Annotated in this window: 25 protein-coding genes; 22 read left to right on the top strand and 3 right to left on the bottom strand. The window is 69.0% G+C overall.

Annotation, left to right across the window (positions count from 1 at the left end; all coding sequences use genetic code 11):
• Nucleotides 1-11 precede the first annotated feature (11 nt).
• From IWC96_RS04600 to IWC96_RS04585, 4 genes are all read left to right on the top strand, one after another.
• Complete coding sequence (locus IWC96_RS04600; protein ID WP_021697819.1) at nt 12-470, top strand: DUF4112 domain-containing protein; 459 nt, start codon at nt 12-14, stop codon at nt 468-470.
• Nucleotides 471-536: 66 nt separating this feature from the next.
• Nucleotides 537-1,082, top strand: a complete 546-nt coding sequence (locus IWC96_RS04595) for a sigma-70 family RNA polymerase sigma factor (RefSeq protein WP_231378869.1) — start codon at nt 537-539, stop codon at nt 1,080-1,082.
• On the top strand, nt 1,079-1,795 hold the full coding sequence (locus IWC96_RS04590; RefSeq protein ID WP_021697821.1) for an anti-sigma factor domain-containing protein: 717 nt from the start codon (nt 1,079-1,081) through the stop codon (nt 1,793-1,795). The genes IWC96_RS04595 and IWC96_RS04590 overlap by 4 nt, the downstream gene beginning before the upstream one ends.
• Nucleotides 1,796-2,070: 275 nt before the next feature.
• Complete coding sequence (locus tag IWC96_RS04585; protein ID WP_021697822.1) at nt 2,071-2,628, top strand: fasciclin domain-containing protein; 558 nt, start codon at nt 2,071-2,073, stop codon at nt 2,626-2,628.
• Nucleotides 2,629-3,033: 405 nt separating this feature from the next.
• Here IWC96_RS04585 and scpA read toward each other — a convergent pair whose 3' ends face one another.
• Nucleotides 3,034-5,190 (bottom strand): methylmalonyl-CoA mutase, encoded by a 2,157-nt coding sequence (gene scpA, locus IWC96_RS04580; RefSeq protein WP_196838422.1) that lies wholly within the window; start codon nt 5,188-5,190, stop codon nt 3,034-3,036.
• Nucleotides 5,187-6,623 (bottom strand): methylmalonyl-CoA mutase family protein, encoded by a 1,437-nt coding sequence (locus IWC96_RS04575; protein ID WP_370541088.1) that lies wholly within the window; start codon nt 6,621-6,623, stop codon nt 5,187-5,189. The genes scpA and IWC96_RS04575 overlap by 4 nt, the downstream gene beginning before the upstream one ends.
• 187 nt (nt 6,624-6,810) lie before the next feature.
• Here IWC96_RS04575 and IWC96_RS04570 point away from each other — a divergent pair, with 187 nt between their 5' ends.
• From IWC96_RS04570 to IWC96_RS04515, 12 genes are all read left to right on the top strand, one after another.
• Nucleotides 6,811-8,244, top strand: a complete 1,434-nt coding sequence (locus IWC96_RS04570) for a DUF2793 domain-containing protein (protein WP_021697078.1) — start codon at nt 6,811-6,813, stop codon at nt 8,242-8,244.
• Entirely contained in the window at nt 8,244-8,486 is a 243-nt protein-coding gene (locus IWC96_RS04565) for a hypothetical protein (protein WP_196838421.1), read from the top strand. The genes IWC96_RS04570 and IWC96_RS04565 overlap by 1 nt, the downstream gene beginning before the upstream one ends.
• Complete coding sequence (locus IWC96_RS04560) at nt 8,483-9,001, top strand: tlde1 domain-containing protein (protein WP_021697077.1); 519 nt, start codon at nt 8,483-8,485, stop codon at nt 8,999-9,001. Before IWC96_RS04565 ends, IWC96_RS04560 begins: the two co-directional genes overlap by 4 nt.
• Entirely contained in the window at nt 8,998-9,468 is a 471-nt protein-coding gene (locus IWC96_RS04555) for a hypothetical protein (RefSeq protein WP_021697076.1), read from the top strand. Before IWC96_RS04560 ends, IWC96_RS04555 begins: the two co-directional genes overlap by 4 nt.
• A gap of 355 nt (nt 9,469-9,823) precedes the next feature.
• Nucleotides 9,824-10,654 (top strand): flagellin, encoded by an 831-nt coding sequence (locus IWC96_RS04550; RefSeq protein ID WP_021697075.1) that lies wholly within the window; start codon nt 9,824-9,826, stop codon nt 10,652-10,654.
• A gap of 127 nt (nt 10,655-10,781) precedes the next feature.
• Nucleotides 10,782-11,027, top strand: coding sequence for a flagellar protein FlaG (locus IWC96_RS15895; RefSeq protein WP_021697074.1), 246 nt, complete (start codon nt 10,782-10,784; stop codon nt 11,025-11,027).
• A 134-nt stretch (nt 11,028-11,161) separates the two neighbouring features.
• Entirely contained in the window at nt 11,162-11,998 is an 837-nt protein-coding gene (locus IWC96_RS04540) for a flagellin (RefSeq protein WP_021697073.1), read from the top strand.
• 69 nt (nt 11,999-12,067) lie between these two features.
• Nucleotides 12,068-14,776, top strand: a complete 2,709-nt coding sequence (locus tag IWC96_RS04535) for a transcriptional regulator (RefSeq protein WP_196838420.1) — start codon at nt 12,068-12,070, stop codon at nt 14,774-14,776.
• An 86-nt stretch (nt 14,777-14,862) separates the two neighbouring features.
• A complete protein-coding gene (locus tag IWC96_RS04530; protein WP_021697071.1) occupies nt 14,863-15,537 on the top strand; it encodes a hypothetical protein in 675 nt (224 codons plus the stop codon).
• Nucleotides 15,537-15,938, top strand: coding sequence for a hypothetical protein (locus IWC96_RS04525; RefSeq protein WP_021697070.1), 402 nt, complete (start codon nt 15,537-15,539; stop codon nt 15,936-15,938). The genes IWC96_RS04530 and IWC96_RS04525 overlap by 1 nt, the downstream gene beginning before the upstream one ends.
• Nucleotides 15,939-16,031: 93 nt before the next feature.
• Nucleotides 16,032-16,508 carry a single-stranded DNA-binding protein gene (gene ssb / locus IWC96_RS04520; protein WP_045318942.1) on the top strand — a complete coding sequence of 159 codons (477 nt, stop codon included), beginning with the start codon at nt 16,032-16,034 and terminating at the stop codon, nt 16,506-16,508.
• Nucleotides 16,509-16,853: 345 nt separating this feature from the next.
• Nucleotides 16,854-17,765, top strand: a complete 912-nt coding sequence (locus tag IWC96_RS04515; protein WP_196838419.1) for a DMT family transporter — start codon at nt 16,854-16,856, stop codon at nt 17,763-17,765.
• Here IWC96_RS04515 and IWC96_RS04510 read toward each other — a convergent pair.
• Complete coding sequence (locus tag IWC96_RS04510) at nt 17,762-18,379, bottom strand: superoxide dismutase family protein (RefSeq protein WP_021697067.1); 618 nt, start codon at nt 18,377-18,379, stop codon at nt 17,762-17,764. The genes IWC96_RS04515 and IWC96_RS04510 overlap by 4 nt on opposite strands.
• 147 nt (nt 18,380-18,526) lie before the next feature.
• Between IWC96_RS04510 and gyrA the strand changes: the two genes are divergently transcribed.
• The 6 genes from gyrA to IWC96_RS04480 are packed head-to-tail and all read left to right on the top strand — an operon-like array spanning nt 18,527 to nt 25,217.
• A complete protein-coding gene (gene gyrA, locus IWC96_RS04505; protein WP_021697066.1) occupies nt 18,527-21,283 on the top strand; it encodes a DNA gyrase subunit A in 2,757 nt (918 codons plus the stop codon).
• A 47-nt stretch (nt 21,284-21,330) separates the two neighbouring features.
• Nucleotides 21,331-22,116 carry a hypothetical protein gene (locus IWC96_RS04500; RefSeq protein ID WP_148291452.1) on the top strand — a complete coding sequence of 262 codons (786 nt, stop codon included), beginning with the start codon at nt 21,331-21,333 and terminating at the stop codon, nt 22,114-22,116.
• 6 nt (nt 22,117-22,122) lie between these two features.
• Nucleotides 22,123-22,935, top strand: coding sequence for an aminotransferase class IV (locus IWC96_RS04495; protein WP_021697064.1), 813 nt, complete (start codon nt 22,123-22,125; stop codon nt 22,933-22,935).
• Between the two features lie 55 nt (nt 22,936-22,990).
• Nucleotides 22,991-23,476, top strand: a complete 486-nt coding sequence (gene coaD / locus IWC96_RS04490; RefSeq protein WP_021697063.1) for a pantetheine-phosphate adenylyltransferase — start codon at nt 22,991-22,993, stop codon at nt 23,474-23,476.
• Nucleotides 23,473-24,321, top strand: a complete 849-nt coding sequence (locus IWC96_RS04485) for a peptidylprolyl isomerase (RefSeq protein ID WP_021697062.1) — start codon at nt 23,473-23,475, stop codon at nt 24,319-24,321. Before coaD ends, IWC96_RS04485 begins: the two co-directional genes overlap by 4 nt.
• Nucleotides 24,322-24,338: 17 nt before the next feature.
• Nucleotides 24,339-25,217, top strand: coding sequence for a peptidylprolyl isomerase (locus tag IWC96_RS04480; RefSeq protein WP_196838418.1), 879 nt, complete (start codon nt 24,339-24,341; stop codon nt 25,215-25,217).

Below are 25,217 nucleotides of genomic sequence, written 5' to 3'. Positions count from 1 at the left end.
GGGAGGGGCTCATGGCGAAACGGACCATCCACGATATCGAGAAGGTCTGGTCCCGAGTCGAGGGGGTGCGCAAGCTTTCCGATCGGGTGATCAAGATTGGACCCTGGGGCGTGGGCATGGATGGCCTGCTGACCTGGATCCCTCTTGTGGGGGGCGCCTACAGCCTGGGCGCCGGAGCCCTGCTGTTCGCCAGCGGCCTCCAGGCCAAGGCCTCGCCCCGGACCCTGGCCAAGATGGCGGCCTATCTGCTGTTCGATGTGGCCGTCACGGAGATCCCCGTGGCAGGCTCGGTGGTGGACTTCTTCTTTGTGGGACATCAGTTCGCCGGGCGCACCCTGCAGAAGGAGATCGAGGCCACACACTGGGTCGAGGCCAACGGACGCGAGGCGAAGACCAGCGGCGATCATGAGCGACATCTGGCCGACATGCGGGCGGCGGGACGCAAGCGGATCGTTTATCTGCACGACTGACCTTGACGGGGCGCCCCGCGCGCCCACAATCCATCCGGCAATTCGAGGACACGCATGGAAGCGGTGATGACGCGCGAGGCTCTGGCCATCGAGCTTGGCAAGACGGGGCAGGGCGACCGGGCCGCGTTCCAGAGGGTGTATGAGGCGACCTCGTCGAAACTATTGGGCGTATGCCTGCGTATCTTGGGCGACAGGGGGCTCGCCGAGGATGTTTTGCAGGATACCTATCTGACAGTCTGGCGCAGGGCCGAAACCTTTGACGCCACCCGCGCCAGCCCCATCACATGGCTGGTGACCATCGCGCGCAATCGCGCGATCGACCGCCTGCGCTCGGCCGGCGCCCGGGTCCAGACCCGCCCGGTGGACGACGCCTTCGAGGTCGCGGACGACGCGCCCCTGGCCTCGGCGCAGATCGAGAGCGCGGACGAGGCGCGGCGCCTGAACGGCTGCCTGGAGGAGCTGGACGACAAGGTCGGCGGCGCCATCCGCACGGCCTTCTTCGAAGGCGTGACCTATGATGAACTGTCCCAGCGGCAGGATGTGCCGCTGGGCACCATGAAGAGCTGGATACGGCGAGGGCTTCTCAAGCTGAGGGCCTGTCTGGAACAATGACCGACACCATCGACAAGGACGCCGACGACGTGCTGGCCGGGGAACTGGCCCTGCGGATCCTGCCTCCGGCGGAGGAAGCCGCCGCGCGGGGCCGCGAGCAGACAGACGCCGCGTTCGCGGGGCGCGTGGCGCGCTGGAACGAGGATCTGGCCCGGCTGGCGGACGAGATCGCCCCGGTTCGGCCTTCCGACGCCCTGTGGGTGCGCATCGCGGCCGGGGCCTTCGGGGTCGCGGCGGCGAACGACAACGGCCGGCTGGCGTTCTGGCGGCGGTGGGCCATCGGCTCCACCGGACTGCTGGCGGCCAGTGTGGCTGCGCTGGCGGTGATGGTGGCGCAGCCCGCCGCCGTTCCCGAACCGGTGGCGCCCCAGGGCGGGGTGACGCGGGTGGCGACCCTGACGCTGGAGAACGGCGCCGCGGCGGTGACCCTGGCCTATGATGCCGGCACCGGGCACCTGTTCCTGGCCCCCACCGACGTGATGGAAGGCGATCCGCGCGTGCCGCACCTGTGGCTGGTCAAGCCGGACGGCGGCGTGCAGCTGGTGGGCGCGTTCCACCCGACCCAGCCCGCGACCCACAATCTGGACGCCACCCTGGCCTCGGTGGCCGGGCAGGCGATCTCGGTGGCCGTGTCCATGGAGGAGCCGGGCCACACCCCGTCGGCCCAGCCGGACGGCCCCGTGGTGGCCCAGGGCGACATCACCCAGCTCTGATCGCTGCATCCAAGGTCTCGGCGCCGTCGTAACTGGGATTATCGACGGCGCTGGAGGCTGGTTCGTCTCCGTTGCTCCATCTTCGGCCCGTCGATGCGCGGGGAGACCTTACCTGCCCTTCCGCCGGTCTCCCCGCGCCCTTTTTCAAGATCATCTTATGTTCACCATAAGAACAATCGTTGTCGAATTCGATGATGATCATGCATCTTCAAGGTAACGCGCTTCGTAACTGAATGTGATCGGCAGCAAGTCGGTCGCACTCAGGAGACGAAATCATGAGACATCTGATCACCAAGGTCGCCGTCGCTGCCCTTCTCGCCGGCGGCGTCGCCGCGCCTGCTTTCGCCTTTGACCACCACGGCGGCGGTCACGCCCAGATGCACTCCAGCCAGACCATCGTCGATGTGGCCGTCGGCTCGCCCGACCACACCACCCTGGTCGCCGCAGTCCAGGCCGCCGGTCTGGGCGAGACCCTGTCTGGCGAGGGTCCGTTCACGGTTTTCGCCCCCACCAATGACGCCTTCGCCAAGCTGCCTGCCGGGACCGTGGAAGCCCTGGTCCAGCCGGCCAACCGCGCCACCCTGACCGCCGTGCTGACCTATCACGTGGTCGCCGGCGAACTGAAAGCCGCCGACGTTCTGGCCGCCATCGAAGCCGGCGGCGGCAGCGTCACCCTGACCACCGTTCAGGGCGCCGAGCTGACCGCGTCGCTGCAAGGCGGCTCGGTGATCCTGACCGATGCGGCGGGCGGCACGGCGACGGTGACGGCCACCGACCTGGACGCCTCCAATGGCGTGATCCACGTCATCGATACCGTGGTGATGCCGCAATAAGCGACGGTTTTTTCGGACGTTCTTGTCGGGCGGCCAGGTTTGACCTGGCCGCCCGAATGAGACTCTGGACGCGAAAAACAGTGCAATTGCAGTGCAAGACCCGGGAAAAAACAGGGTCCGAAATGTCCGAAATCCCGTTCGGAGCGTGCGGTTGAGCAGGCGACGGTCTGAAGCGAAAAAAAACAGTGCAATGGAGTCTCACCGTCTCACGTCCCCGCGCTGATCCCTGTCGCCGGACGGGAGTATAAGGGCGCTGAAACAGGGTGGGCGTAAACAGGGACGGCGGCGCAGCCAATCCATTGGAAACAAACGGATCGGGCGCCGGGAAGCGGTGGCGCATCCGGTGGCCCCTTCGCCCTGACCGTGCGTATGGATCGCCGGGACGGGCCCGGCGATGACGGTGATCTAGCGCTTCCCGGCGGGGGGCTGGGCGTAGCCGAGGCGGGCGTTGAGCTTGTCCAGCAGGTCGACGGCGCACTCGGCGATGACCGTGCCGGGGGGATAGACCGCCGCGGCCCCACTCTCGATCAGGGCGGGCACGTCGCCGGGCGGAATGACGCCGCCGACCACGATCATGATGTCGGGGCGGCCCAGCTTTTCCAGCTCGGCCTTCAGTTCCGGCACCAGAGTCAGGTGTCCCGCCGCCAGCGACGAGGCGCCGACCACATGGACATTGTTGTCGACCGCCTGTTTCGCGGCCTCGGCGGGAGTCTGGAACAGGGGCCCGGCGTCCACGTCGAAACCGATGTCGCCATAGGCGGAGGCGATGACCTTCTGGCCCCGGTCGTGGCCGTCCTGGCCCAGCTTGGCGACCAGAATGCGGGGCGGGCCGCCGTCGTTCTCGACGAAGGCGGCGACCATGCCGCGCGCGCGGGCCAGTTTCGCGTCGGCCCCGGCCTCGGCGGCGTAGACGCCCTTGACCGTCTTCACCTCGGCGACATGGCGGCCGAAGGCGGCCTCCATGGCGTCGGACATCTCACCCACGGTGGCGCGGGCGCGGGCGGCGTCGACGCACAGCTCCAGCAGATTGGCGTTTCCGGCGGCGCCCGCCTTCAGGGCATCCAGCGCGGCCCGGCAGGCGGCCTCGTCCCGCTCGGCGCGCAGGCGCTTCAGCTTGTCGATCTGGCGGGCGCGGACGTCGGCGTTGTCCACCTTGAGCACCGGAATGTCGTCGGCCAGATCCGAGAGATATTTGTTCACGCCGACGACGGTCTGCTGGCCGGTGTCGATGCGGGCCTGGGTGCGGGCGGCGGCTTCCTCGATGCGCAGCTTGGGGATGCCGGCCTCGATGGCTTTCGCCATGCCGCCCAGCGTCTCCACCTCCTCGATGTGGGCCAGGGCGCGGGCGGCCAGGTCGTTCGTCAGCCGCTCCACATAGTATGAGCCGCCCCACAGGTCGGCGCTGTCGGTCATGCCGGTTTCGCGCTGCAGGAAGATCTGGGTGTTGCGGGCGATGCGGGCCGAGAAGTCGGTGGGCAGGGCGAGGGCTTCGTCGAGCGAGTTGGTGTGCAGGCTCTGGGTTCCGCCGTGGGCGGCGGCCATGGCCTCCACCGCCGTGCGGGCCACATTGTTGAACACGTCCTGGGCCGCGAGGCTCCAGCCGGAGGTCTGGCAGTGGGCGCGCAGGGCCAGGGACTTGGCCGACTTGGGCGCGAACTCGCGCTGGATCAGCGAGGCCCACAGCAGGCGCCCGGCGCGCATCTTGGCCACCTCCATGAAGTGGTTCATGCCGATGGCCCAGAAGAAGCTGAGGCGCGGGGCGAAGGCGTCGATGTCCATGCCCGCGGCCACGCCCGCGCGGGCGTATTCCACCCCGTCGGCCAGGGTGTAGGCCAGCTCCAGGTCCGCCGTCGCTCCCGCTTCCTGCATGTGATAGCCGGAGATGGAGATGGAGTTGAACTTCGGCATCTCGCGCGCGGTGTAGGCGAAGATGTCGGAGATGATCCGCATGGAGGGGGCCGGCGGATAGACGTAGGTGTTGCGGACCATGAACTCCTTGAGGATGTCGTTCTGGATGGTCCCGGTCAGCTTGTCGCGGCTGACGCCCTGTTCCTCGGCGGCGATGATGTAGAGCGCCATGATCGGCAGGACGGCGCCGTTCATGGTCATGGACACCGACATCTGATCCAGCGGGATGCCGTCGAACAGGGTCTGCATGTCGAGGATGGAGTCGATGGCGACCCCGGCCATGCCCACGTCGCCCGCCACGCGCGGATGATCGGAATCATAGCCCCGGTGGGTGGCCAGATCGAAGGCGATGGACAGGCCCTTCTGACCGGCCGCCAGATTGCGGCGATAGAAGGCGTTGGACGCCTCGGCCGTGGAGAAGCCCGCGTACTGGCGGATGGTCCACGGGTTGGTGGCGTACATGGACGGGTAGGGGCCGCGCAGATAGGGCGCGACGCCGGGCAGGCCGTGGACGAAATCGAGCCCCTCGAGCGCAGCGGCGCCGTAGGCCGGATCAACGGTGATCTTTTCGGGCGTGGTCCAGCCGTCACCTTGGGCGGGCGCGGCCGAGCCGGTCTGGTCGAAGGTCAGGGTGGTGAAGTCGGGCAGGCTCACGGGTGCGCCTCCACATGGTCGGACAGGCGGGTGGGGGCGAAGGGCGTGCAGGCGTCGTCGGCGCCGGCCTGACGCACATCCGGCGCGGGGACCGCGTGGGCCGGGCGCGGGTCGATGGTCACGGGGTCTTCGTCAGCGGGATAGAGGCTGACGCCGAGGATCGGGGCGGAGCCGTCGCGGGTGGAGGCGATCAGGGCCTCGCGGGCGCCGGCCACGTCGTCGGCGAGCGAGCCGGACAGGAGGGCGGCGGCCAGACCGCCTTCGGCTTCGATGGCCTGGAACACGGCCCAGCCCGCGCGGGCCAGATCGTCGGTCAGCTGCTCGAAGAAGAAGGCGCCGCCCGCCGGGTCGGCGACGCGCCCCAGATGGCTCTCCTCCATCAGGATCAGCTGGGTGTTGCGGGCCTGACGGCGGGACAGGGGATTGTCGCCGCCCAGCGGCGCGGTGAAGGAGTCGAGCACCACGGCCTGGGCGCCGCCCACGGCTCCGGCGAAGGCGGCGGCGGTCAGGCGCAGCAGATTGTTGTGAACGCCCCGGTCGGCCAGCATGCGGGCGGAGGAGCGGACCTCGATCACGGCGGGCGCATCCGAACCGCAGGCTTCGGCGATGCGCGCCCAGATGGCGCGGGCGGCGCGCAGCTTGGCGATCTGCACCGGATAACGGGCGTCGGCGGACAGGCCCAGGACGATGCGCTTCAGCCCCTCGGCAGGCGCGATCCCGGCGGCCTCCAACGCGCGCAGATAGGCGACCACGGCGGCGGCCATGACGCCCAGCTCCTGGGCCTCGGTCCCGCCCGCCTCATGCACGAAGCGGCCCGAGGCGAGGAACAGGCTGGCGCGGGGATAGGCCCCGGCGTGGCGGGCGCCGGCCTGGGCGGCGGCGTTGACGTGGGCGGCGACGGGGCCGGCGCTGGCGCCTTCACGGGCGAAGGCGGACAGGGGGTCCAGATGGAAGGCGAGGGGGGCCTCGGGCGCGCCCTTGGCCAGCACGGCCAGCCAGTTGGCGCCCTCGGCGCCCATGAAGCCTGCATCCAGCGCGACAGGGGCGAGATCGAGCAGGACGCCGTCGAGGGCGCGGGCCAGATCGTCCTGCGAGCCCACGGTCACGCCGGCCTCGCCCGCCGGATCGAGCCGCAGCAGCAGCGAGGCCGCGCCTTTGGTCAGGGCGTCATGGGCCAGGGCGTTGGCGCGCGCGGGCTCTGGGTGGTCGATGAGGGTGCGCAGATCCCACGGGCGGTCGCGGTCGCCGGACAGGCCCGGGCGGGCGCGCAGGACCGCGCGGTCCGGGTCGGCGGCGTAGAGCGGCTGGATCGCCAGACCATCGGCGGTGCGGCCGATCAGGGTCTCGAACGGCGCGCCTTTCAGGCCCTTCTCGGCGAGGGCGCGCCAGTCGGCGAGGGACGGGACGGGGAAATCTGGGCTGAGGCTTTTCACGGCGCGAGTGATGGGCCGCGGGCGCCCGGCCCGTCAAGCCGGGCCGAAACAGCGCGCCTTAATCCCGCATTTTTCGAGCCCACTTCATTGACGCACAAGGGGTCGGGCCTCGCGAGAGGCCGATTTCGCCGCACGCGTTCGCGGCGCCCGCACACTGACGCTCACGATCCATCATGGAGGCGCGAGCGTGATCCCAGCCGAATCCCAGTCCAGCGCGAGGCTGGACCTGCCCTATCTGCAGGCCGGGCAGATGCAGAAACATGTGACCCTGAACGAGGCCCTGACGCGGCTGGACGCCCTGGTCCAGTGCGCGGTGGTCAGCCGGTCCATCAGCGAACAGCCGGCGGCGCCGGACGACGGCGCGCTCTATATCCTGCCCGACGGCGCGACCGGCGCGGCCTGGTCGGCGATGACGCCGGGCGCGCTGGCGCGGTTCGAGGCGGGCGGCTGGACAGCGATCGCGCCGCCGCCGGGTCTGCGGGCCTTCGTGGCGGATGAACAGCGGCTCGTGGTGTTTGGCGAGGACGGCTGGATCGAGGTGGGCGGGAGCCCCGACCGGCTGGACGATCTGCAAGGGCTGGGCGTCGGCACGGCCTCGGACGAGACCAACGCCTTCGCCGCCAAGCTGAATAGCGCGCTGTGGACCGCGCGGACCGAGGGCGAGGGCGGCACCGGCGACCTGCGCTCTGTGCTGAACAAGACGGACGAGGCGAAGACGCTGTCGCTGCTGTTCCAGTCGGGCTGGTCCGGGCGGGCCGAGATCGGACTGATCGGCGACGACGATCTGGTGCTGAAGGTGTCGCCCGACGGGGTCGTGTGGCGCGAGGCTGTGCGAATCGATCGTCAGACCGGGCGGCTGGGCTTTCCGGTGATGGACGCGTTGCTGCGGCCCGCGACCCAGGATGTGCTGACGGCCTTCGAAACCCCGCCCGGGCGGGTGCGGGCCTTCCTGATCGACGACCTGATCAGCGCGCTGGAGGCCGCCGGGGTCTGGGCGCGGCTGAGCGCGCTGTATGTGACGGCGGCCCACGACGAACAGGCGGGGCGGCTGAATCTGAAAACGCCGGGGCTGTACGACCTGACGCCCATGAACGGTCCCGCCTTCACGGCGGACCTCGGCTGGTCCGGTGACGGCGTGGACGCCTGGGTGGACACAGGTCTGAGCGCCTCGGCGCTGGCGGACGGCGGGACCGGGCTCGCGGCCGGCGTCTGGGTGGCGGCCAATCCATCGCCGGGGACCAGCCAGTTCCCGCTGGGGCCGGTGGACGGCGACGAGACCCTGTCCATGGCGATCAGTCCGACGACCGGCAATTTCAGCGCGCGGGTGGGGACCGGCGCCCTGGCCGTGTTCGGCGCGGCGCCCGCCGTGACGGGCCATTTCTGCGTCAGCCGCACCGGCACGACCCATGTGTCCGGCTATCACGACGGGGTGCTGATCGGGGCGCCGGCCAGCGCCTTCACCGGCTATGCGGGTGGGTCGACCGGCCTGTTGCGGCGGTTGGGCAATTTCCACAACGGAACCCTGGCGGCGGCCTGGCTGGGCCAGGATCTGGACGCGGGCCAGGTGGCGGCGCTGCACGGGGCGCTGGCGGCCTACCTCGGCCAGGCGGGGGTGGTCTGATGGAGCGCGATCCACAGCCCGAAGGGGATTGGCGGTTCCGCCGGGCCTATACCTATGCGGCCACGGTGGCGGGGCTGGGCCTGCTGGCGGTGCTGGTGTGGCGGCTGGAGGCGCCGCGGGAGCTGATGTGGGTGGCGGTGGCGCTGATCGTGCGCGACGCCTGGCGCGAGACCCTCTACATCGTCGCGCCCTCGGCCCAGGCCATCGTGGCGGGGCTGGCCGCCTGGCGGGGGCGGGCATGAGGGCCCCGGACGCGCGCGCGCTGCAGGCGACGCTGGGGAGCCTGGGGCTTTACTCCGGCGATCTGGACGGGGTCTGGGGGCCGCTGTCGCAGGCGGCGTTCGACGCCCTGGTGGAGGGATTTCGCCGCTGCCGTCCGGCGCCCAGGCTGAACCGGTCCATGGGATGGTCCTGGGACCAGTCCGAAGGCGCGCTCTATTTCGACGGACGCTGGGTGGCGCGGGGCTATTCGGGGCGCGGGGAGGGGCGGAACAACCCGGCCATGGAGGCGGTGCGCGGCGTCGGGCCCATCCCGGCCGGGCGCTGGCGCATCGGCCCGCCGCGCACCAGCACGCGGACCGGCCCGCACATCATGGACCTGACGCCCATCGGCCATGACGCCCATGGACGCAGCGCCTTCCAGATCCACGGCGACAACGCGACCGGCGACGCATCGTCCGGGTGCATCGTCCTGCCGCGGGCGTATCGGGAGCGAATCAGCGGCGGCGCGTTCAGCGTGCTGGAGGTGACGCCATGATCCAGATGTTTCCCGGCCGGACGCTGATTCCCGGGTGGGTGAAGATCGTGGCGGTCGTGCTGGCGATCATCGCGGCGGTCGCCCTGGCCGCGCATCAGTGGGACCGGCTGTGGTCCTGGCTGCCCTGGTCCGACGAACGGCGGCTGGAGCGGGTGATCGACCAGCGCGACCGCCTGGCCGCCGAGGCCGTCGCCCAGGCCGCACACATCGAGGTGCTGACCGCGCAGGCGCGGCGCGTCGAGACCGTCCACCGTCAGGTGATCGAACTGCGAGACCTGACCGATCCCGTCATCCATGAAGCCCGGAGCGCGCCCGATGCGTCCACACCGCTTGATCCCGATCGCGCTGATCGCCTGCGCGAGCATGACCGCCGCCTGTGCGAACTGGCGCCCGGCGCCTGCGCCGGTCCAGCCGCCGCCCCTGCCGGAAGCGGCGACCCGGCCCTGTCCGATCGCGACCCTGGCTGAGGCGCCGACCTGGGCGGACCTGGAGGCCGCCTACATCGTGCGGGGACGCCAGCTGGTGGAATGCGACCTGGCGCGGCGGCTGGCGGTGGAGACGCTGGAGGCCATGGGCGCAGCGCCAGGCCCATGAGCGGCAAATCATGCCGGGCGGCAGGCAAAATCTGCAGGGCGTGGCGGCGAACCGGCAAAATGTGCAGGGTTCGGGGCGTGGTAAATCAACCTATAACGCTGTGATTTCAGTGGTTTGATTGCTGTCGCAAAGCGCTCAAACTGGCCCGCCCCTTGCTTCAATGAGCCTGAGCAAAATGCTCCCGGCAGTCAAAATGACGTCGGACACCTTGAAAGAAAAGGACGCGTCATGCTGAACAGCGTGAACACCAACGTGGGCGCTATGGTCGCCCTGCAGAACCTCTCGCAAACCAATTCCGAGCTGAATACCGTTCAAAACCGGATCAACACCGGCAAGAAGGTCAATTCGGCCAAGGACAATGGAGCCATCTGGGCCATCGCCCAGAACCAGCGCGCCGAAATGGGCGCCCTGAACACCGTCAAGGAAAGCCTGCAACGCGGTCAGTCGACCGTCGATGTGGCCATGGCCGCCGGCGAATCCATCTCCGATCTGCTGCTGCAGCTGAAAGAGAAGGCTCTGGCCGCGACCGACGAGACCCTGACGACGGCGTCGCGGAGCGCCTTGGCCGAGGATTTCGATTCGATCCGCGACCAGATCACCTCCGTGATCGAAAACGCCTCGTTCAACGGCGCCAACCTGCTGGATGGCTCGCTGACGGGTGGCTACAAGGCCCTGGCCTCGGCCGACGGCACCTCGACCATCGACGTGGCTGGTGAGGACATGAGCCTCAGCGGCTCGATCGTCACCCTGGGCGCCGCGGACAGCATCACCACCACGACCGACGCGACGGATTCGCTCGCTCTGGTGGACGCTTCCATCGCCAACGTCTCGGCCTCGCTGGCCCGGATGGGCACCAGCTCCAAGGCGCTGGGCACCCACCTGTCCTTCGTGGGCAAGCTGCAGGACAGCCTGGAAGCCGGTATCGGCAACCTGGTTGACGCTGACCTGGCCAAGGAGAGCGCGCGACTCACCGCTCTGCAGACCAAGCAACAGCTGGGTGTGCAGGCGCTGTCGATCGCCAACTCCTCGACTTCCATGCTGCTGGGACTGTTCCGCTAATCCAGGAACGGGGAGGGAGCGTCCACGGGCGCTCCCTCCGTCTTCCCGCCTATCGGGAGGCGCCGGCCTGATGACCGGCGAATGAGGGATGGATGCACATGCAAAGATAAGCCGCGCTTCGTTTCCGGTGGTCCCCGCCACATCGTCGTCCGCATCGGGCGATTTTGCGGATCCGGGACCGTCAGAGGAAGCCGAACGCCTCGCGCGTTACCGTCTGGTGATCGAGGAGGGCGCCGCCAAGGGCGCGTTCGTCTACAAGATCCTGGACCGCGAGACCGGAGAGGTCGTCCGACAGCTGCCTCGCGATGAGGTTGCCCGCATCGGAGATCAATCCGGCTACGCCGCAGGAGCGGTGATCGACACCCGGGCCTGAATCCCGAGGGTCATCAAGAGCGCCGAACCGCCCGACCGCTGGTCGAGGCGGATATCGTGGTTAGCGCGCGTTAACCATACGCATACGACTCGGTCGATACCGTCCCCCTAGAAATCCTCGGGGAACGAAGACCCATGACCAGCAGCGTTCACACCAACACATCCGCGCTGATTGCGCTTCAGAACCTCAACCGGACGAACGAACGTCTGGAAGCGGTCCAGGGACGGGTGAACACCGGCCTGAAAGTGCAGGGAGCCAAGGACAACGCGTCGGTCTGGGCCATTGCCCAGGGGCAGCGCGCGGACCTGGGCGCCCTGAGCGCCGTCCAGATGAGCCTGGATCGCGCCACTTCGGTGGCGGATGTGGCCCTCTCGGCGGGAGAGACCATCTCGGACCTGCTGAACCAGCTGAAGGAGAAGGTCGTCGCCGCCAACGACGAATCGCTCAAGACGCAGTCGCGGGAGCTGCTGAACGACGACTTCCAGGCCTTGCTGGGATCGATCGCCCAGGCGGTTCAGAACGCCGAGTTCGACGGCGCCAATCTGCTGGACGGCTCCCTGACCAACGGGGTGCGCTTCCTGGCCAACGCCGAGGCGGACGCCTTCGTCACCCTCAGCACCCGCGACCTGAGCCTGGGCGGCGGCATCATCGACCTGACCCTCAGCTCGAACCTGCTGAACATGACCGATGCAGCCGCGGCCCTGACGGATCTGAACAACTCCATCTCCCAGGTGAATTCGGCCCTGGGCGCCCTGGGGTCGCAGGCCAAGCAGATCGAGGCGCACAACGGATTCGTCTCGCGCCTGATGGATACGGTCGAATCGGGCATCGGCAATCTGGTGGACGCCGATCTGGCCAAGGAGAGCGCGCGGCTGACGGCCTTGCAGGTCCAGCAACAGCTGGGCGTGCAGGCCCTGTCCATCGCCAACCAGGCCCCGCAGGTGATCCTGTCGCTGTTCCGCGGCGGTTAAGCACGATTTCGGGCTGACGCTTAAGCCTTCGTTTGCTGCGTCGGGCGCATCCTGGAGGCTGGAGCGTCCATGATCGACAACAGCTACATTCTGGGTCTGTTCGGGCAATACGGTTTCACTACCGGCACGAGCAGTCTTTCCACGGGCGCGACGCAGCGGCTCAAGGCCCAGCCGACTCCGCCGTGGGACACGACGCGCCAGGCGCAGCAGAGCGATCTCCTGCGCGCCGCCCTGGCCGGACGCAGCCTGATCAACGAGGGCGCCGCGCGGCTGGACGTGCCCGGCGCCTCGGCCGACTACGGCAAGCTTTTCACGCTCTATCAGGGGTTGGCCTCCCTGGCGGCCCTGGCGGACCAGGCGGGAAGCCCCGGCGCCTCGACGACCCAGGTTTCGCTGGCCGACAAGCGATTCGAGGCCGGACTGTCCGAAGTCACCGGCTGGATGGCGCAGGCGGGGTTTGACGCCTTCTCCATGGTGCAGGGGACCTCCAGTTCGCTGTCCAAGAGCACGGCCGGCGTGGTGCGCGACACCTCCAAATCCCTGACCGGGCCGATCCACGAGGGGGGGCTGGCCGATCCCGTGGCCGCCTTCGAGGGCGACGTGCAGTTCCGTATGACCATCGGCAAGCTGGAGACCTCGGTCGATATCGACATCGATCTGGCCGAGATGGGCGCCCAGCCGCGCACGCTGAGCGCCGTCATCAGCCACATCAACGGCAAGCTGGAAACCGCCGGGGTCCAGACCCGCATCGGCCGCGAGATGATTCCGTCCGAGGAGCGCACGATCCAGGTGGGCGACAAGACGGTGAAGCTGCCGGACGGTCCCGAGCGCTGGGCGCTGATGGTGCGCGGATCCTCCGTGGAGACCGTGGAGTTCTCCGCGCCCGACACGGCCGACGCGGTCTATGTGGTGCAGGGATCGGGCGCGGGAAACCAGCTGCTGAAGTTCACGGACGGGGCAGGCGTGGGCGCGGCCGCCGGGATCGGAGAGACCCACTGGGTCGACGGGCGCATGTCCCAGAACGGCCTGCCCGAGGGCATCAGCGCCATACGGGCCACCGAGACGGACGCCGAGGGCAATGTCTGGATGGTGGCCGATCTCAGCGAGGGGAGCGCCACCCAGCCGATCAAGGGGACCAGCGACGTCGCCCTGATGAAGTTCGATTCCGCCGGACGACTGGTGTTCTCGCGGGCCCTGGGCGCGGCCAGCGAGGCGTCGGGCTACGCCCTGGCGATCTCTGACGACGGCCGCGTGGCCGTGGCCGGGTCGGTCACCGGGGCGCTGGTCAACGGTGATGTGGGCGCCAACCGCGCCGTCTCGGACAGCTTCGTCACGGTCTATGATCTGGACGGTGTGGAGCAGTGGACCCAGCGTCGCGGCGCGACGGCGGCCGACGAGGCCACCGCAGTGACCTTCGGCGATGACGGAACGGTCTATGTGGCGGGCCGGGCGAAATCGGCCATGACCGGCGCCTCGGCCGTCGGCGGCTGGGACGGATACCTTCAGGCCTTCAGCCAGAGCCAGGCCTATCCCACCGCGCCGATCACGGCGGCTTCGAAATTCACCACCCAGTTCGGAACCGCCGGGGACGACTCCGTCGCGGCGGTGACGGTGGAAGGCAACGACCTCTATGTGGCCGGGGTGGAGAACGGGCGCGGCGTGCTGAGGCGCTACACCCTGAACCCGACCGGCGCGCCGACCCTGGCGGCGACGCGGGACCTGGGCCTGATGGGCGGCGAGATCGCCGGACTTTCGGTCTCGGATGGACGGGTGGTGGTGGCCGGGACCACCCACAACTCGGATCTGGCATCAGGGGCGACGGTGAATACGGCCCATGCGGGCGGCAAGGACGTTTTCGTCCTGTCGCTGGACCCCAGTCTGACGGCGGACGGCAACGACCGCATCACCTTCTTCGGCGGAGCGGGTGACGACACCGCCGCCGACATGCAGGTTCGTGACGGCAAGGTCTGGCTGACCGGCGTTCACGACCGTCCGCTGGGCGGTCTGGAGGACGACCCGACCGAGGCCTACGCCGCGCGTCTGGACGCCCAGACCGGCGCGGTGGAGTGGAGCCGCGTCTGGCAGGGGGCGGGCAACCAGGCGGCTCCGGCGACGCTCGCCGTGGCGGCGGGCGGCGCCAGCGTGCTGGACCGGCTTGGCCTGCCGACCGGTGTGATCGCCCAGGGGGACTCCAAGCTTCTGACCGCCGCCACATCGGTGCGTGTGGGTGACCGTTTCGAGGTGGTGGGCGCGAACGGCCGGGCGCGGACCGTGACCATCGAGGCGCGCGACACCCTGCAGTCCCTGGCCCGCAAGATCGAGCAGGCCTCCAACATGCAGTTGAGGGTGACGGTCGCCTCGGAAGGCGGCGAGGTCACCGGCAAGGACGGCGAGACCGCCCTGACCATGGGGGGGCTGCAGCGTCTGTCCATCAGCGCTCGTGACGGCCGCGAGGGCGCGATCCTGAAATCGGGCGCTGCGGGGCGCGACGCCCTGGCGGGGTTGGGGCTGAGCCCCGGCTTCATCGGCCGGATCTCCGGCAACGACGCGCGCACGACCTATGGGGTGGATCTGCCCAACACCCTGAACCTGGCGACCCCGGACGCGGCGAAGCGCGCGGGTGAGGCGATCCTGGCGGCCATGAAGGTGGTGCGCGACGCCTATCGCGACCTGAAACCCGAAGACCCCCTGACCAAGGCGAGGGGCCAGGCGCCGGCCTATATGACCGCCCGCATCGCCAACTATCAGGCGGCCCTGAACCGTCTGACGGGGGGATAGGGGAAAACCCTCTCTGGAGTTCGCTTGCTGGTTGACGGCGCGCCTGCGTCGGGGGTTATTGCCGGGAAGATTTCCGCGAGAGGTTCATGGCGTTTCCCAACGACAACCGCATCATCCTGGCGCTCGGCGCCGTTCTGGCCGTGGTGGCGGCCGTGGTCATCGCCCTGATCTTCATGGGGCGGGGCGGCGATGATGAGCCGACGACGCCGGAAGAACGCGCGGGCCTGCAGCTGGATGTGACCGAGGCGCCCGATCTTGAACCGACGCGCGAGCTGCGCTGTTTCGTGGACGGCCGGTTCGTGGGCATGGCCACCCTGGCGGACTGCGCCCGCCAGAACGGCGTAGCCACCGAAGGCCTGGACGTGGGTCTGGACGAGACCGGGGCCCTGGCCGCCGCGCCGACCGCCCAGTTCGCCCCGCCGCCCGAGGAGCCGCCGCTGGAGTTGACCGAGGCCCAGCCCATCACTCCGCCCGAGGTCTCGCCCGTCGGCCCCGCGCCGCAACCGGTCCAGGCGGGCGCGCCCTGTCTGCGCCACGTGGGCGGCGAGTGGCGTCAGTTGTCGGCCGGCATGAGCCAGGGCGCCTGTGTCCAGGCCCTGTTCGCGGGCACCTGCGTGCGTCCCGGAGACGCCCAGTACGGCCGCTGGGGCGACCTGACCCTGCGGCTGGTGCCGCGCCGGGTGGAGCAGTCCCAGGACAACAGCCGCTTCCGCACCCTGGCCGAGCAGGACCGCAACTGTCAGTTCCCGGGGCTTCGTTGATGAGACCGCTGCTTCTTTCCGCCGCCCTGATGGGCCTGACCCTGGCCGCCTGCTCCACAAGCACCGAGGCGCCGTTCGACCAGGGCGTCTGCTACCATGTGGTGGAGGAAGGCGAGGAGGTGCGCTTCAACGTCCTGGCCGAGGATGTGGAATCCATCGAGTTCTGCGCCGCGCGGCTGGAGGAGATGCGGCTGAACTTCCTGAGGCTGGGCGGCTCGGTGCTCGAGATCAAGGGCTCCTATCAGGGGCAGTTCATCTTCATCGAACGGGCCGGCGTCTATTTCGGCCAGACCCTGGAGGGGGGGCGGTTCTTCGCCCTGGCCCGCACCGGGGACGGCCGTCTGGCCATTCCCGGCGTCATTCAGCGCCCGCCGGCCTCGACGCCTGAAACGGCGGATTGACGTCACGCACGCGGCGTGAACAATATGTGAACATGGTGTTCCTGAGAGCGTTCGCGCGCCTTCGGGAAGGCCTTATTGAACAAGGAAAAAGCAATGGCGGGCAGCGTCAACAAGGTCATTCTGGTGGGCAACCTGGGGCGTGACCCCGAAATCCGCAATCTTCCGTCGGGCGAGAAGGTCGCGAACCTGTCGCTGGCCACCTCCGAGCAGTGGCGCGACAAGGCGACCGGCGAGCGCAAGGAAAAGACCGAGTGGCACCGGGTGGTGATCTTCAACGAGAACATCGTGCGCGTGGTCGAGAACTATCTGAAGAAGGGCTCGACGGTTTACATCGAGGGCTCCTTGCAGACCCGGAAGTGGACGGATCAGCAGGGCGTGGAGAAATACTCCACCGAGGTGGTGCTGCAGAAATTCCGCGGCGAACTGACCATGCTGGGCGGCCGCAGCGAGGGCGGCGGCTCGGGCCCGCGGGACGACGACGGCTATTCGTCGGGCTTCTCCAGCGGCGGCGCCAACAAGCCGTCCGGTCCGAAGGAAAGCTACGACCTCAACGACGATATTCCATTCTAGGGCGCTACCGCTCGGCTCGCGGAGCCTCGCTGCTTGAGCGCGGGCGCTTCTTCCCTCTCCCTATGGGAGAGGGCTGCGCGCACGGATGCGTGAGCATCCGTCCTGTGCGCGCAGGGTGAGGGTCGGGTGCGTCTTGCGAGGCACCGAACCCTCATCCCCCGCGCCAGAACCTCCGCTACGCTCCGGTGCGCGGGTCCCCCTTCTCCCAATGGGAGAAGGACGAGCGCTGAATTGCGCTCAAGCCGTGAGCGTCCGCGACGCGAACATAGCGCCCCAGGATGGCGCCTAAGATATGGTCATGATTTGTGAGGGGCGGGGGGGCGCCGCCCGTGGCATGAGCAGGCTGTGACCGAGTCCCGTTCCGCCCTGAGTGTCGCCGAGATCGCCGCCATCGCCGCCATCGTGGTGATCTGGGGCGTGAACAACGCCGCGGCGAAGGTGGCGACCGAGAGCCTGCCGCCCCTCCTGACCGGCGCCCTGCGGTTCGGCCTGGCGGCGGTGTGCCTGGCCTGGTTCGTGCGGCCGCCGTTCCCGAACTGGAGAAGCCTGGTGCTGCTGGTCGTGCTGGGCGGCCCGATCCACTTCGGCCTGATCTATCTGGGCTTCTCCATGGCCAATGACGTCAGCCCGCTGTCGGTCAGCCTGCAGCTGTGGATTCCCATGACGGCGCTGTTCGCCTTTCTGTTGCTGGGCGAGCGGATCACGGTGCCGGCGGTTCTGGGCATGCTGATCGCCTTCTTCGGCATCGCCTGGATGGTGCTGGACTCCCACGCCTTCATGGACCTGCCCGCCATCATGATCGGCGTGGGCGCCAGCGTGGCCTGGGCCCTGACCACCGTCATCGCGCGGCGGACGCGGGCCGTGTCCCCCATGAAGATGCAGGGGCTGCTGTCCATGACCGCCTTCGTGTTCCTGCTTCTGGGCTCGATGACCTTCGAGACGGGGCAGGTTGCGGCCATGCAGGAGGCGCCGCCCCTGGCCTGGGGCGCGGTGGCCTTCGGAGCCCTGATCTCCACGGTCATCGCCACGGGCCTGGCCTTCTGGCTGGTGCAGCGGCGTGAGGCGGGACGGGTGACGCCCTATCTGCTGCTCACGCCCGTGGTGTCGATCCTGATCGGCTGGGGCTTCATGGGGGACGTCCTGACCGTGCAGATCCTGACCGGCGCGGCCCTGACCCTGCTCGGGGTGACCATCGTCGCCCTGGCCGAGCGGGGACTGCGCGCCGGGGTCGCCCCCGGCGCGAAGGTCAGGCTCTAGCCGCGCGAAACGACGGCGCAGGCCACGCGGTCGCCCGCCCCGCCGATGGGCTGGCTGCGGTGATCATCCGGGCTGGCGTGGATGACGACAGCGGAGCCGTCCTCGTCCCACAGCCACTGGCCGGGACCGTTCTCGGCGATGCGGGCCGAGGTGGTGAACAGCTCCGCGCGCGCCTGACCATTCTCGCCCGCGTGGATGTTGGGCAGGTCGCCGTCGTCGGGTCCCTCGGGATTCAGCAGGCCGTGGGGCGCCTGGTTGTGATTGATGTGGCTGCCCGCGTTCTGGAAGGCGGCGTCGCCGCAGTCGCCCACGGCGTGGATGTGGATGCCGTGCCAGCCGGGCGTCAGGCCCTCGGCCTCCACGCGCATCAGCAGGCCCGTGGGCGCCTGGGTGAGGGTGACCGTGCCGATCTCCTCGCCATCGTTGCTCATCAGGGTGGCGTTCCCCGTCTCGGTGGTCGTGGCCCGAACGAGATCCTGGTCCGCGGGGGCGGACGCCGTCTCTGACGGGGCCGTCGAGGGGGCCGGGGGCGTCGTGGGCTCGGTGTCGCCGCAGGCCGCGAGGCCCAGGGCGCCGATGCCAAGGACCGTGGTGAGAAGAAGGTTCGCGCGCATATATCGGCTCCCTTTGAAAAGCTTTGCCGCAGGGGGTCTGGATGCGTCGGCGTGCTTTGCCACGCAAGCCCCTGGATGCTAATGTTTCGGCCACGGAAGACGTTCCGATTCCCGCCCCCCGGGGGCGTCAGAAAAGCCTGAATTCACTTGACCGACGACAGCCAGAACGACGCCCCGAATACGGGCGGCACCGACGATATCGCGCCGATCGCCATCGAGGACGAACTGCGCCGTTCCTATCTCGACTACGCCATGAGCGTGATCGTCAGCCGGGCCCTGCCGGACGTGCGCGACGGGCTCAAGCCCGTGCATCGCCGCATCCTGTATTCGATGCACGAACTGAACATGACGCCCGAGCGCAGCTACATGAAGTGCGCGCGGGTGGTCGGCGACGTGCTGGGGCGGCTGCACCCGCACGGGGACGCGTCGGTCTACATGGCCCTGGTCCGCATGGCCCAGCCGTTCTCCATGGGGCTGATGCTGGTCGACGGCCAGGGCAATTTCGGCTCGGTGGACGGGGATATGCCCGCGTCCATGCGATACACCGAGTGCCGCATGCAGGCGTCGGCCATGGCGCTGCTGGCCGACATCGACAAGGACACGGTCGATTTCCAGCCCAACTACGACGGCAAGGAGCTGGAGCCCGTCGTCCTGCCGGCGCGGTATCCGAACCTGCTGGTCAACGGCGCCGGCGGCATCGCCGTGGGCATGGCCACCAACATCCCGCCGCACAATCTGGGTGAGATCGTGGACGCCTGCGTGGCGCTGCTGGACGACCCGGACATCGGCCACGACCAGCTGCTCGAGATCGTGCCGGGCCCGGACTTCCCCACCGGCGGCGAGATCATGGGCCGCACCGGCGCGCGCAACGCCCTGCTGGACGGCCGGGGCTCCGTGGTGGTGCGCGGCAAGGCCACCATCGAGGAGATCCGCAAGGATCGCGAGGCCATCATCATCACCGAGATCCCGTATCAGGTGAACAAGCAGACCCTGATCGAGCGTATCGCCGAGATGGTGCGCGAGAAGCGCCTGGAGGGCATCGCCGACATTCGCGACGAATCCAGCCGCGAGGGCATGCGCATCGTTGTGGAGCTGAAGCGCGACGCGCCGGGCGACGTGGTGCTGAACCAGCTCTATCGCTGGAGCGCCCTGCAGAGCTCGTTCGGCGTCAACATGCTGGCGCTGAACCACGGGCGGCCCATACAGATGGGCCTCAGGGCCATGCTGGACGCGTTCCTGGACTTCCGCGAGGAAGTGGTGGTCCGGCGCATCAAGTTCGAACTGGCCAAGGCCCGCGACCGGGGCCATGTGCTGGTCGGCCTGGCCACGGCGGTGGCCAATATCGACGAGGTCATCCACATCATCCGCTCGTCCGCCGATCCGGCCGAGGCGCGCGAACGGCTGCAGGGCAAGCCCTGGCCGGTGGGCGACATGATCGCCCTGGTCGAGCTGATCGCCGACCCGCGCAGCGTCGTCATCGACGGCGACAAGCTGCAGCTGACCGATGAACAGGCCCGCGCCATCCTGGCCCTGACCCTGTCTCGCCTGACCGGCCTGGGCCGTGACGAGATCATGGGCGAGGCGCGCGAACTGGCGGGCGTGATCCAGGGCCACCTGACCCTGCTGTCGGACCGCAAGAACATCATCGCCGTGATCCGCGAGGACCTGCTGGCCGTGAAGGCCGAGTTCGCCGTGCCCCGTCGCACCGTGATCGGCGAGGGCGAAGGCGACATGGAGGACGAGGACCTGATCCCGCGCGAGGAGATGGTCGTCAGCGTCACCCACGGCGGCTACGTCAAGCGCGTGGCCCTGAACGCCTATCGGACCCAGCATCGCGGCGGCAAGGGCCGTTCGGGCGTGTCCATGAAGGACGACGACGCCGTGGTCGGCGTGTTCTCGGCCTCGACCCACACGCCGGTGCTGTTCTTCGCCACCAACGGCAAGGCCTACAAGCTCAAGACCTGGCGTCTGCCCCTGGGCGGGCCGACCTCGCGCGGCAAGGCGTTCGTGAACCTGCTGCCCATCGAGCCGGGCGACTCCATCATGAACGTGCTGCCCCTGCCCGAGGACGAGGCGGACTGGGCCAACTACGACATCATGTTCGCCACCAAGTCCGGCGACGTGCGCCGCAACAAGCTGTCGGACTTCGCGACGGTCAACCGCGCGGGCAAGATCGCCATGAAGCTGGAGGACGGCGACCACATGGTCGGCGTCGCCCTGTGCACGGCCGAGGACGACATCCTGCTGACCACCGCCCTGGGCCGCGCCATCCGCTTCAAGGCCGACGACGTGCGCGTGTTCAAGGGCCGGGACTCCACCGGCGTGCGCGGCGTCCGTCTGCAGGACGAGGACGAGGTCATCTCCATGGCCGTGCTGGGCCGCGTGGACGCCACGCCGGAAGAGCGGGCCGCCTACGTCAAGCACGCCAACGCCATGCGCCGGGCCGCGGGCGACGAGGATGAAGCGACCGTTCCGGACGCCGATGACGAGACGGTGGCCGAGGCCGCGCTGTCGGTCGAGCGCATCGCCGAGCTGGGGGCTGCCGAGCAGTTCATCCTGACGGTCACCGACACCGGCTTCGGCAAGCGGTCCTCGGCCTATGAGTATCGCCGCACCGGTCGGGGCGGGCAGGGGCTGACGGCCCACGGCCTGGGCGGCCGCGCGGGCGCCCGCCTGACCGCCGCCTTCCCGGTGGAGGACAGCGACGAACTGCTGATGGTCACCTCGCGCGGTCAGATGATCCGCACGCGCGTCGATCAGGTCCGCATCGTCGGCCGGTCCAGCCAGGGGGTCACCATCTTCCGCACCGCCGACGGCGAGAAGGTCGTTTCGGTCGAGCGCCTGGCGGAAGTGTCGGGTGATGACGGCGTCGAGGACGGCGACGAGGGCGGCGCCGAGGAATAGAACGGTCGGACACGGCCGTGGCCGGTGGCAAGGATAGGGAGGGGTTCTTGCGCATATTGGTGCTGTTGCTCGCGCTTGCTCTGGCGTCGTGCGGGGTGGGGTCTGTCGATCCGGAACGGGATACGCAGGCCAGAGACGTCTATGAGCACGTGCGCTTGGGCGATTTCGACGCCCTGCGATCATCGATGACCGACGCGGCCAACGCGAACACGACCGATGAACAACTACAGTCGATGCGTGAGTACGCTGCACTGGATACGCCGTCAGAGACTCGCGTCCTGTCCTGGCAGTGGAATACGACGAGCGATCTGTCCGCTTACGAGGTCGTCCATGAGTACGACCATCAGCAGAAGGTTGTTCAGTTCAGCGCCTTGATGGTTCGGCAAGGTGAAGGCCCCTGGCTCGTGGAGCGAGTCCATATCAACCACTTCTCTCCGGCTGAGGCCGCGCTGACAGCCTTCACCCTCCAGGGGAAGACGCCGCTGCACTATGGTGTGCTTGCCCTGGCGGTGCTGGCTCCACTGTTCTGCCTGTTTACGGCGGTCGTTGCGGGGTGGCGGCGGCGTTGGGTCTGGATGATCGTCAGCCTGTTCGGGGTGGGTCAGCTGACCCTGAATTGGGCGACCGGCGCCGCTGAGTTTCATGTCGCGCAGTTCGCGCTTCTCGGTGCGGGTTATGCAAAGGGGCCGGGCGCTCTCGACCCGTGGATCATCCTTGTGGCCCTGCCGATACCCGCCCTTCTGTTCTGGCTGTTTCGAGGGTGGCGACCCAAGAAGCCGAAAGCCGGAAAGGTCAGCGGCGCTGATCATCCGACCGCCGCGACGCCGGACTAGGGTGCAATGCTGACCCTTCTCGTCAACGGGGCGCCGGCCGGGCAGGACGATCTGCTGCATATGGCGCTGGTGAACTACGGCGCTTTCACCTCCATGCAGGCGGAGCAGGGCGCCGACGGCGTGTGGGGCGTGCGGGGGCTGGATCTGCATCTGGCCCGGCTGCGCGAGGGCGGGCTGGAGCTGTTCGGCCAGGCGCCGGACGAGGGCGAGGTGCGCCGCTGGATCGGTCAGGCCTTGCGGGATCAGTCCGGCGCCGCCTCGGTGCGGGTCAGTCTGTTCAGCCGGATGATCAGTGTTCGCAATCCGTCGGCGCGGGGGACGCCCGACGTGATGGTCATGGCCGGGCCGCCCGCCGCGGACCCGACGGAAGCGCTGAAACTCAGGGTCTCGCGCTACGTCCGCGAGATCCCGCACCTGAAGCATGTGGCCACCTTCGGCCTGATCCGCGAGCGGCGCGAGGCCATGGCGGCGGGGGATGACGACGTGCTGTTCGCCGACGACAACGGCCGGGTCACCGAGGGCAGCATCTGGAACATCGGCTTTCTGAAAGGCGACACGGTGGTCTGGCCCCAGGGCCCGATGTTGGCGGGGACGGGGCAGGCCCTGATCCAGCGCGGGCTGGAGGCCGTGGACGTCGCCACCGAGCAGCGCTGGGTCGGCCTGCCCGAGCTGCCGGACTTCGACGCCGCCTTCATCGTCAATGCGGCCATGATCGGGGTTCCGGTCGCGGCCATCGGGGCGGTGCGTTATGCCGAGCGGCCGGACCTGACCATGCTGGTGAAGAACGCCTGGCGATCAAACCCGTGTCAGCCGCTCTAGGTTCGACGGCGCGCGGATGCTAAACCGGGGCGAACGTGGGGGAGATCAGGGCCTTATGCGCATCGGACTGTATCCGGGCACCTTCGATCCGGTGACCAACGGGCACATGGACATCATCGGCCGGGCCGTGAAGCTGGTGGACCGGCTGGTCATCGGCGTGGCCCAGAACGACGACAAGGGCCCGCTGTTCACCACGGCGGAGCGTGTCGAGCTGCTGCGGGCCGAGGTGGCGCCCCTGAACGCCGACATCGTGGTGGAGCCGTTCTCGACCCTGTTGATGCATTTCGCCGAACAGCTGAACGCCAACGTCATCGTGCGGGGCCTGCGCGCCGTCGCGGACTTCGAGTACGAGTTCCAGATGACGGCCATGAACCAGCGCCTGAACGCCGACATCGAGACCGTCTTCCTGATGGCCGATCCGCGTCACCAGGCCATCGCGTCCCGGCTGGTCAAGGAGATCGCCCGGCTGGACGGCGCGATCGAGAGTTTCGTCAGTCCCCGGGTCGCCGAGCGCGTCCGGGCCAAGGTCCAACACGCATGAAGTTTCCGACCAGCCTTCTGGCCGCCGCCGTCCTGGCGACCGCCGTGTCCCCCGCCGTGGCCCAGGAGGCCGAGATCTGGCGCGACATAGCGCCCGAGAACCTGTGGGTCATCGACACCTCCAAGGGCCGCGTGCTGGTGGAGCTGGCGCCGGATATGGCGCCGCACGCGGTCGAGCGGATCCAGACGCTGACGCGGCAGGGATTCTACCAGAACCACGCCTTTCACCGGGTGATCCGGAACTTCATGGCCCAGACCGGCGATCCCACAGGCACCGGCGCGGGCAACAGCGAGCTGCCGGACGTGCCCGGCGAGTTCACCTTCCGCCGCAGCCGCCGCCCCGCCTTCATCGAGACGCCGACGGGCCGTGCGGACCGCGCCGTGTTCGGCCTTTATGGCTCCATGCCCGTGCGCACCCAGCCGGACGCCCAGATGTTCGTGACCGCCGACAACCGGGTGGACGGCATGGGCTATTTCTGTCCCGGCGTGGCGGGCATGGCACGTTCGGCGAGCCCGGACAGCGCCAACAGCCAGTTCTTCCTGATGACCGCCTACCGCGCCAACCTCAACGGCGACTACACGCCGTTCGGCCGGGTGCTGGAGGGGCTGGACGTGGTCGAGTCGCTGAAGGCCGGATCCGATGCAGAGGACGGCGTGGTCACCAATCCGGACAGGATGCTGAACGCGCGTCTGGCCGCCGACATGCCCGAGGGCGAACGGCCCAGGGCCCAGGTGCTGGACGCCCGCTCGCCTCGCATGGCGGAGATCGTTCAGGCCGCCGTGACCGAGCGCGGCGACCGCCTCACCGTCTGCGACGTGGTCCCGCCCGTCCGCATCGAAGGTTGATCCAGAGGAGAGGCCCCATGCGCCTGTCGATCATCGCCGCCGCCGTCCTGTTCGCGGCCACGCCCGTCATGGCCCAGGACGCGACGCCCGCCCCGGCCGCCGCCGCTTCGCCGCCGGAGTCCGACTGGCGTACGGTGGCGCCGGAGAACCTGCTGGTCATCGACACCAATCGGGGCCGCATCCTGGTGGAGATGTCGCCCCTGGCCGCGCCGGGGCATGTGGAGCGCATGCGTCTGCTGGCCCGCAACGGCTTCTATGACGGTCTGGTCTGGCACCGGGTGATCGACTGGTTCATGGCCCAGACCGGCGACCCGCTGGGCACCGGGGAGGGGCAGAGCGCTTATCCGGACCTGACCGCCGAGCTGACCTTCCGCCGGGGCGCGGACATGCCGTTCACGCCGGTGGCCGACCCCATGGGTGCGCCGGTGGGCTTCGTGGGCTCGCTGCCGATCCAGACCCAGCCTCAAGAGCTGATGGCCCGCACCGCCGACGGCATGGTGCACGCCTGGGGGGTCTATTGCCCCGGGGTGGCGGGCATGGCGCGGGGCGAGGCGCAGGACAGCGCCAACAGCCAGTTCTTCCTGATGCGGCAGGCCTATCCGTCGCTGGACAAGCGCTACACCGCCTGGGGCCGGGTGATCTCGGGGCTGGACGTGGTGCGGGCGATCAAGACGGGCGAGGAGCCGTCCGGGACGGTGGCGACGCCCCAGGACGTCATGACTTCGGTGCGCGTGGCCGCCGACATCCCCGCCGCCCAGCGGCCGGTGGCGCGGGTGCTGAACACGGCGTCCCCGGCCTTCGGGGACATGATCGAACGGACGCGGGCGGCGCGTGGGGCGGACTTCTCCATCTGCGACCTGGAGCCGCCGGTGGATGTGATCGAGCCCGCGGCCTAG

Source organism: Brevundimonas sp. BAL450 (assembly GCF_015767455.1).
Lineage (GTDB): Bacteria > Pseudomonadota > Alphaproteobacteria > Caulobacterales > Caulobacteraceae > Brevundimonas > Brevundimonas abyssalis.
The sequence above is the reverse complement of the archived record's forward strand: the minus strand, read 5'-3'. Positions and strand labels throughout refer to the sequence as shown.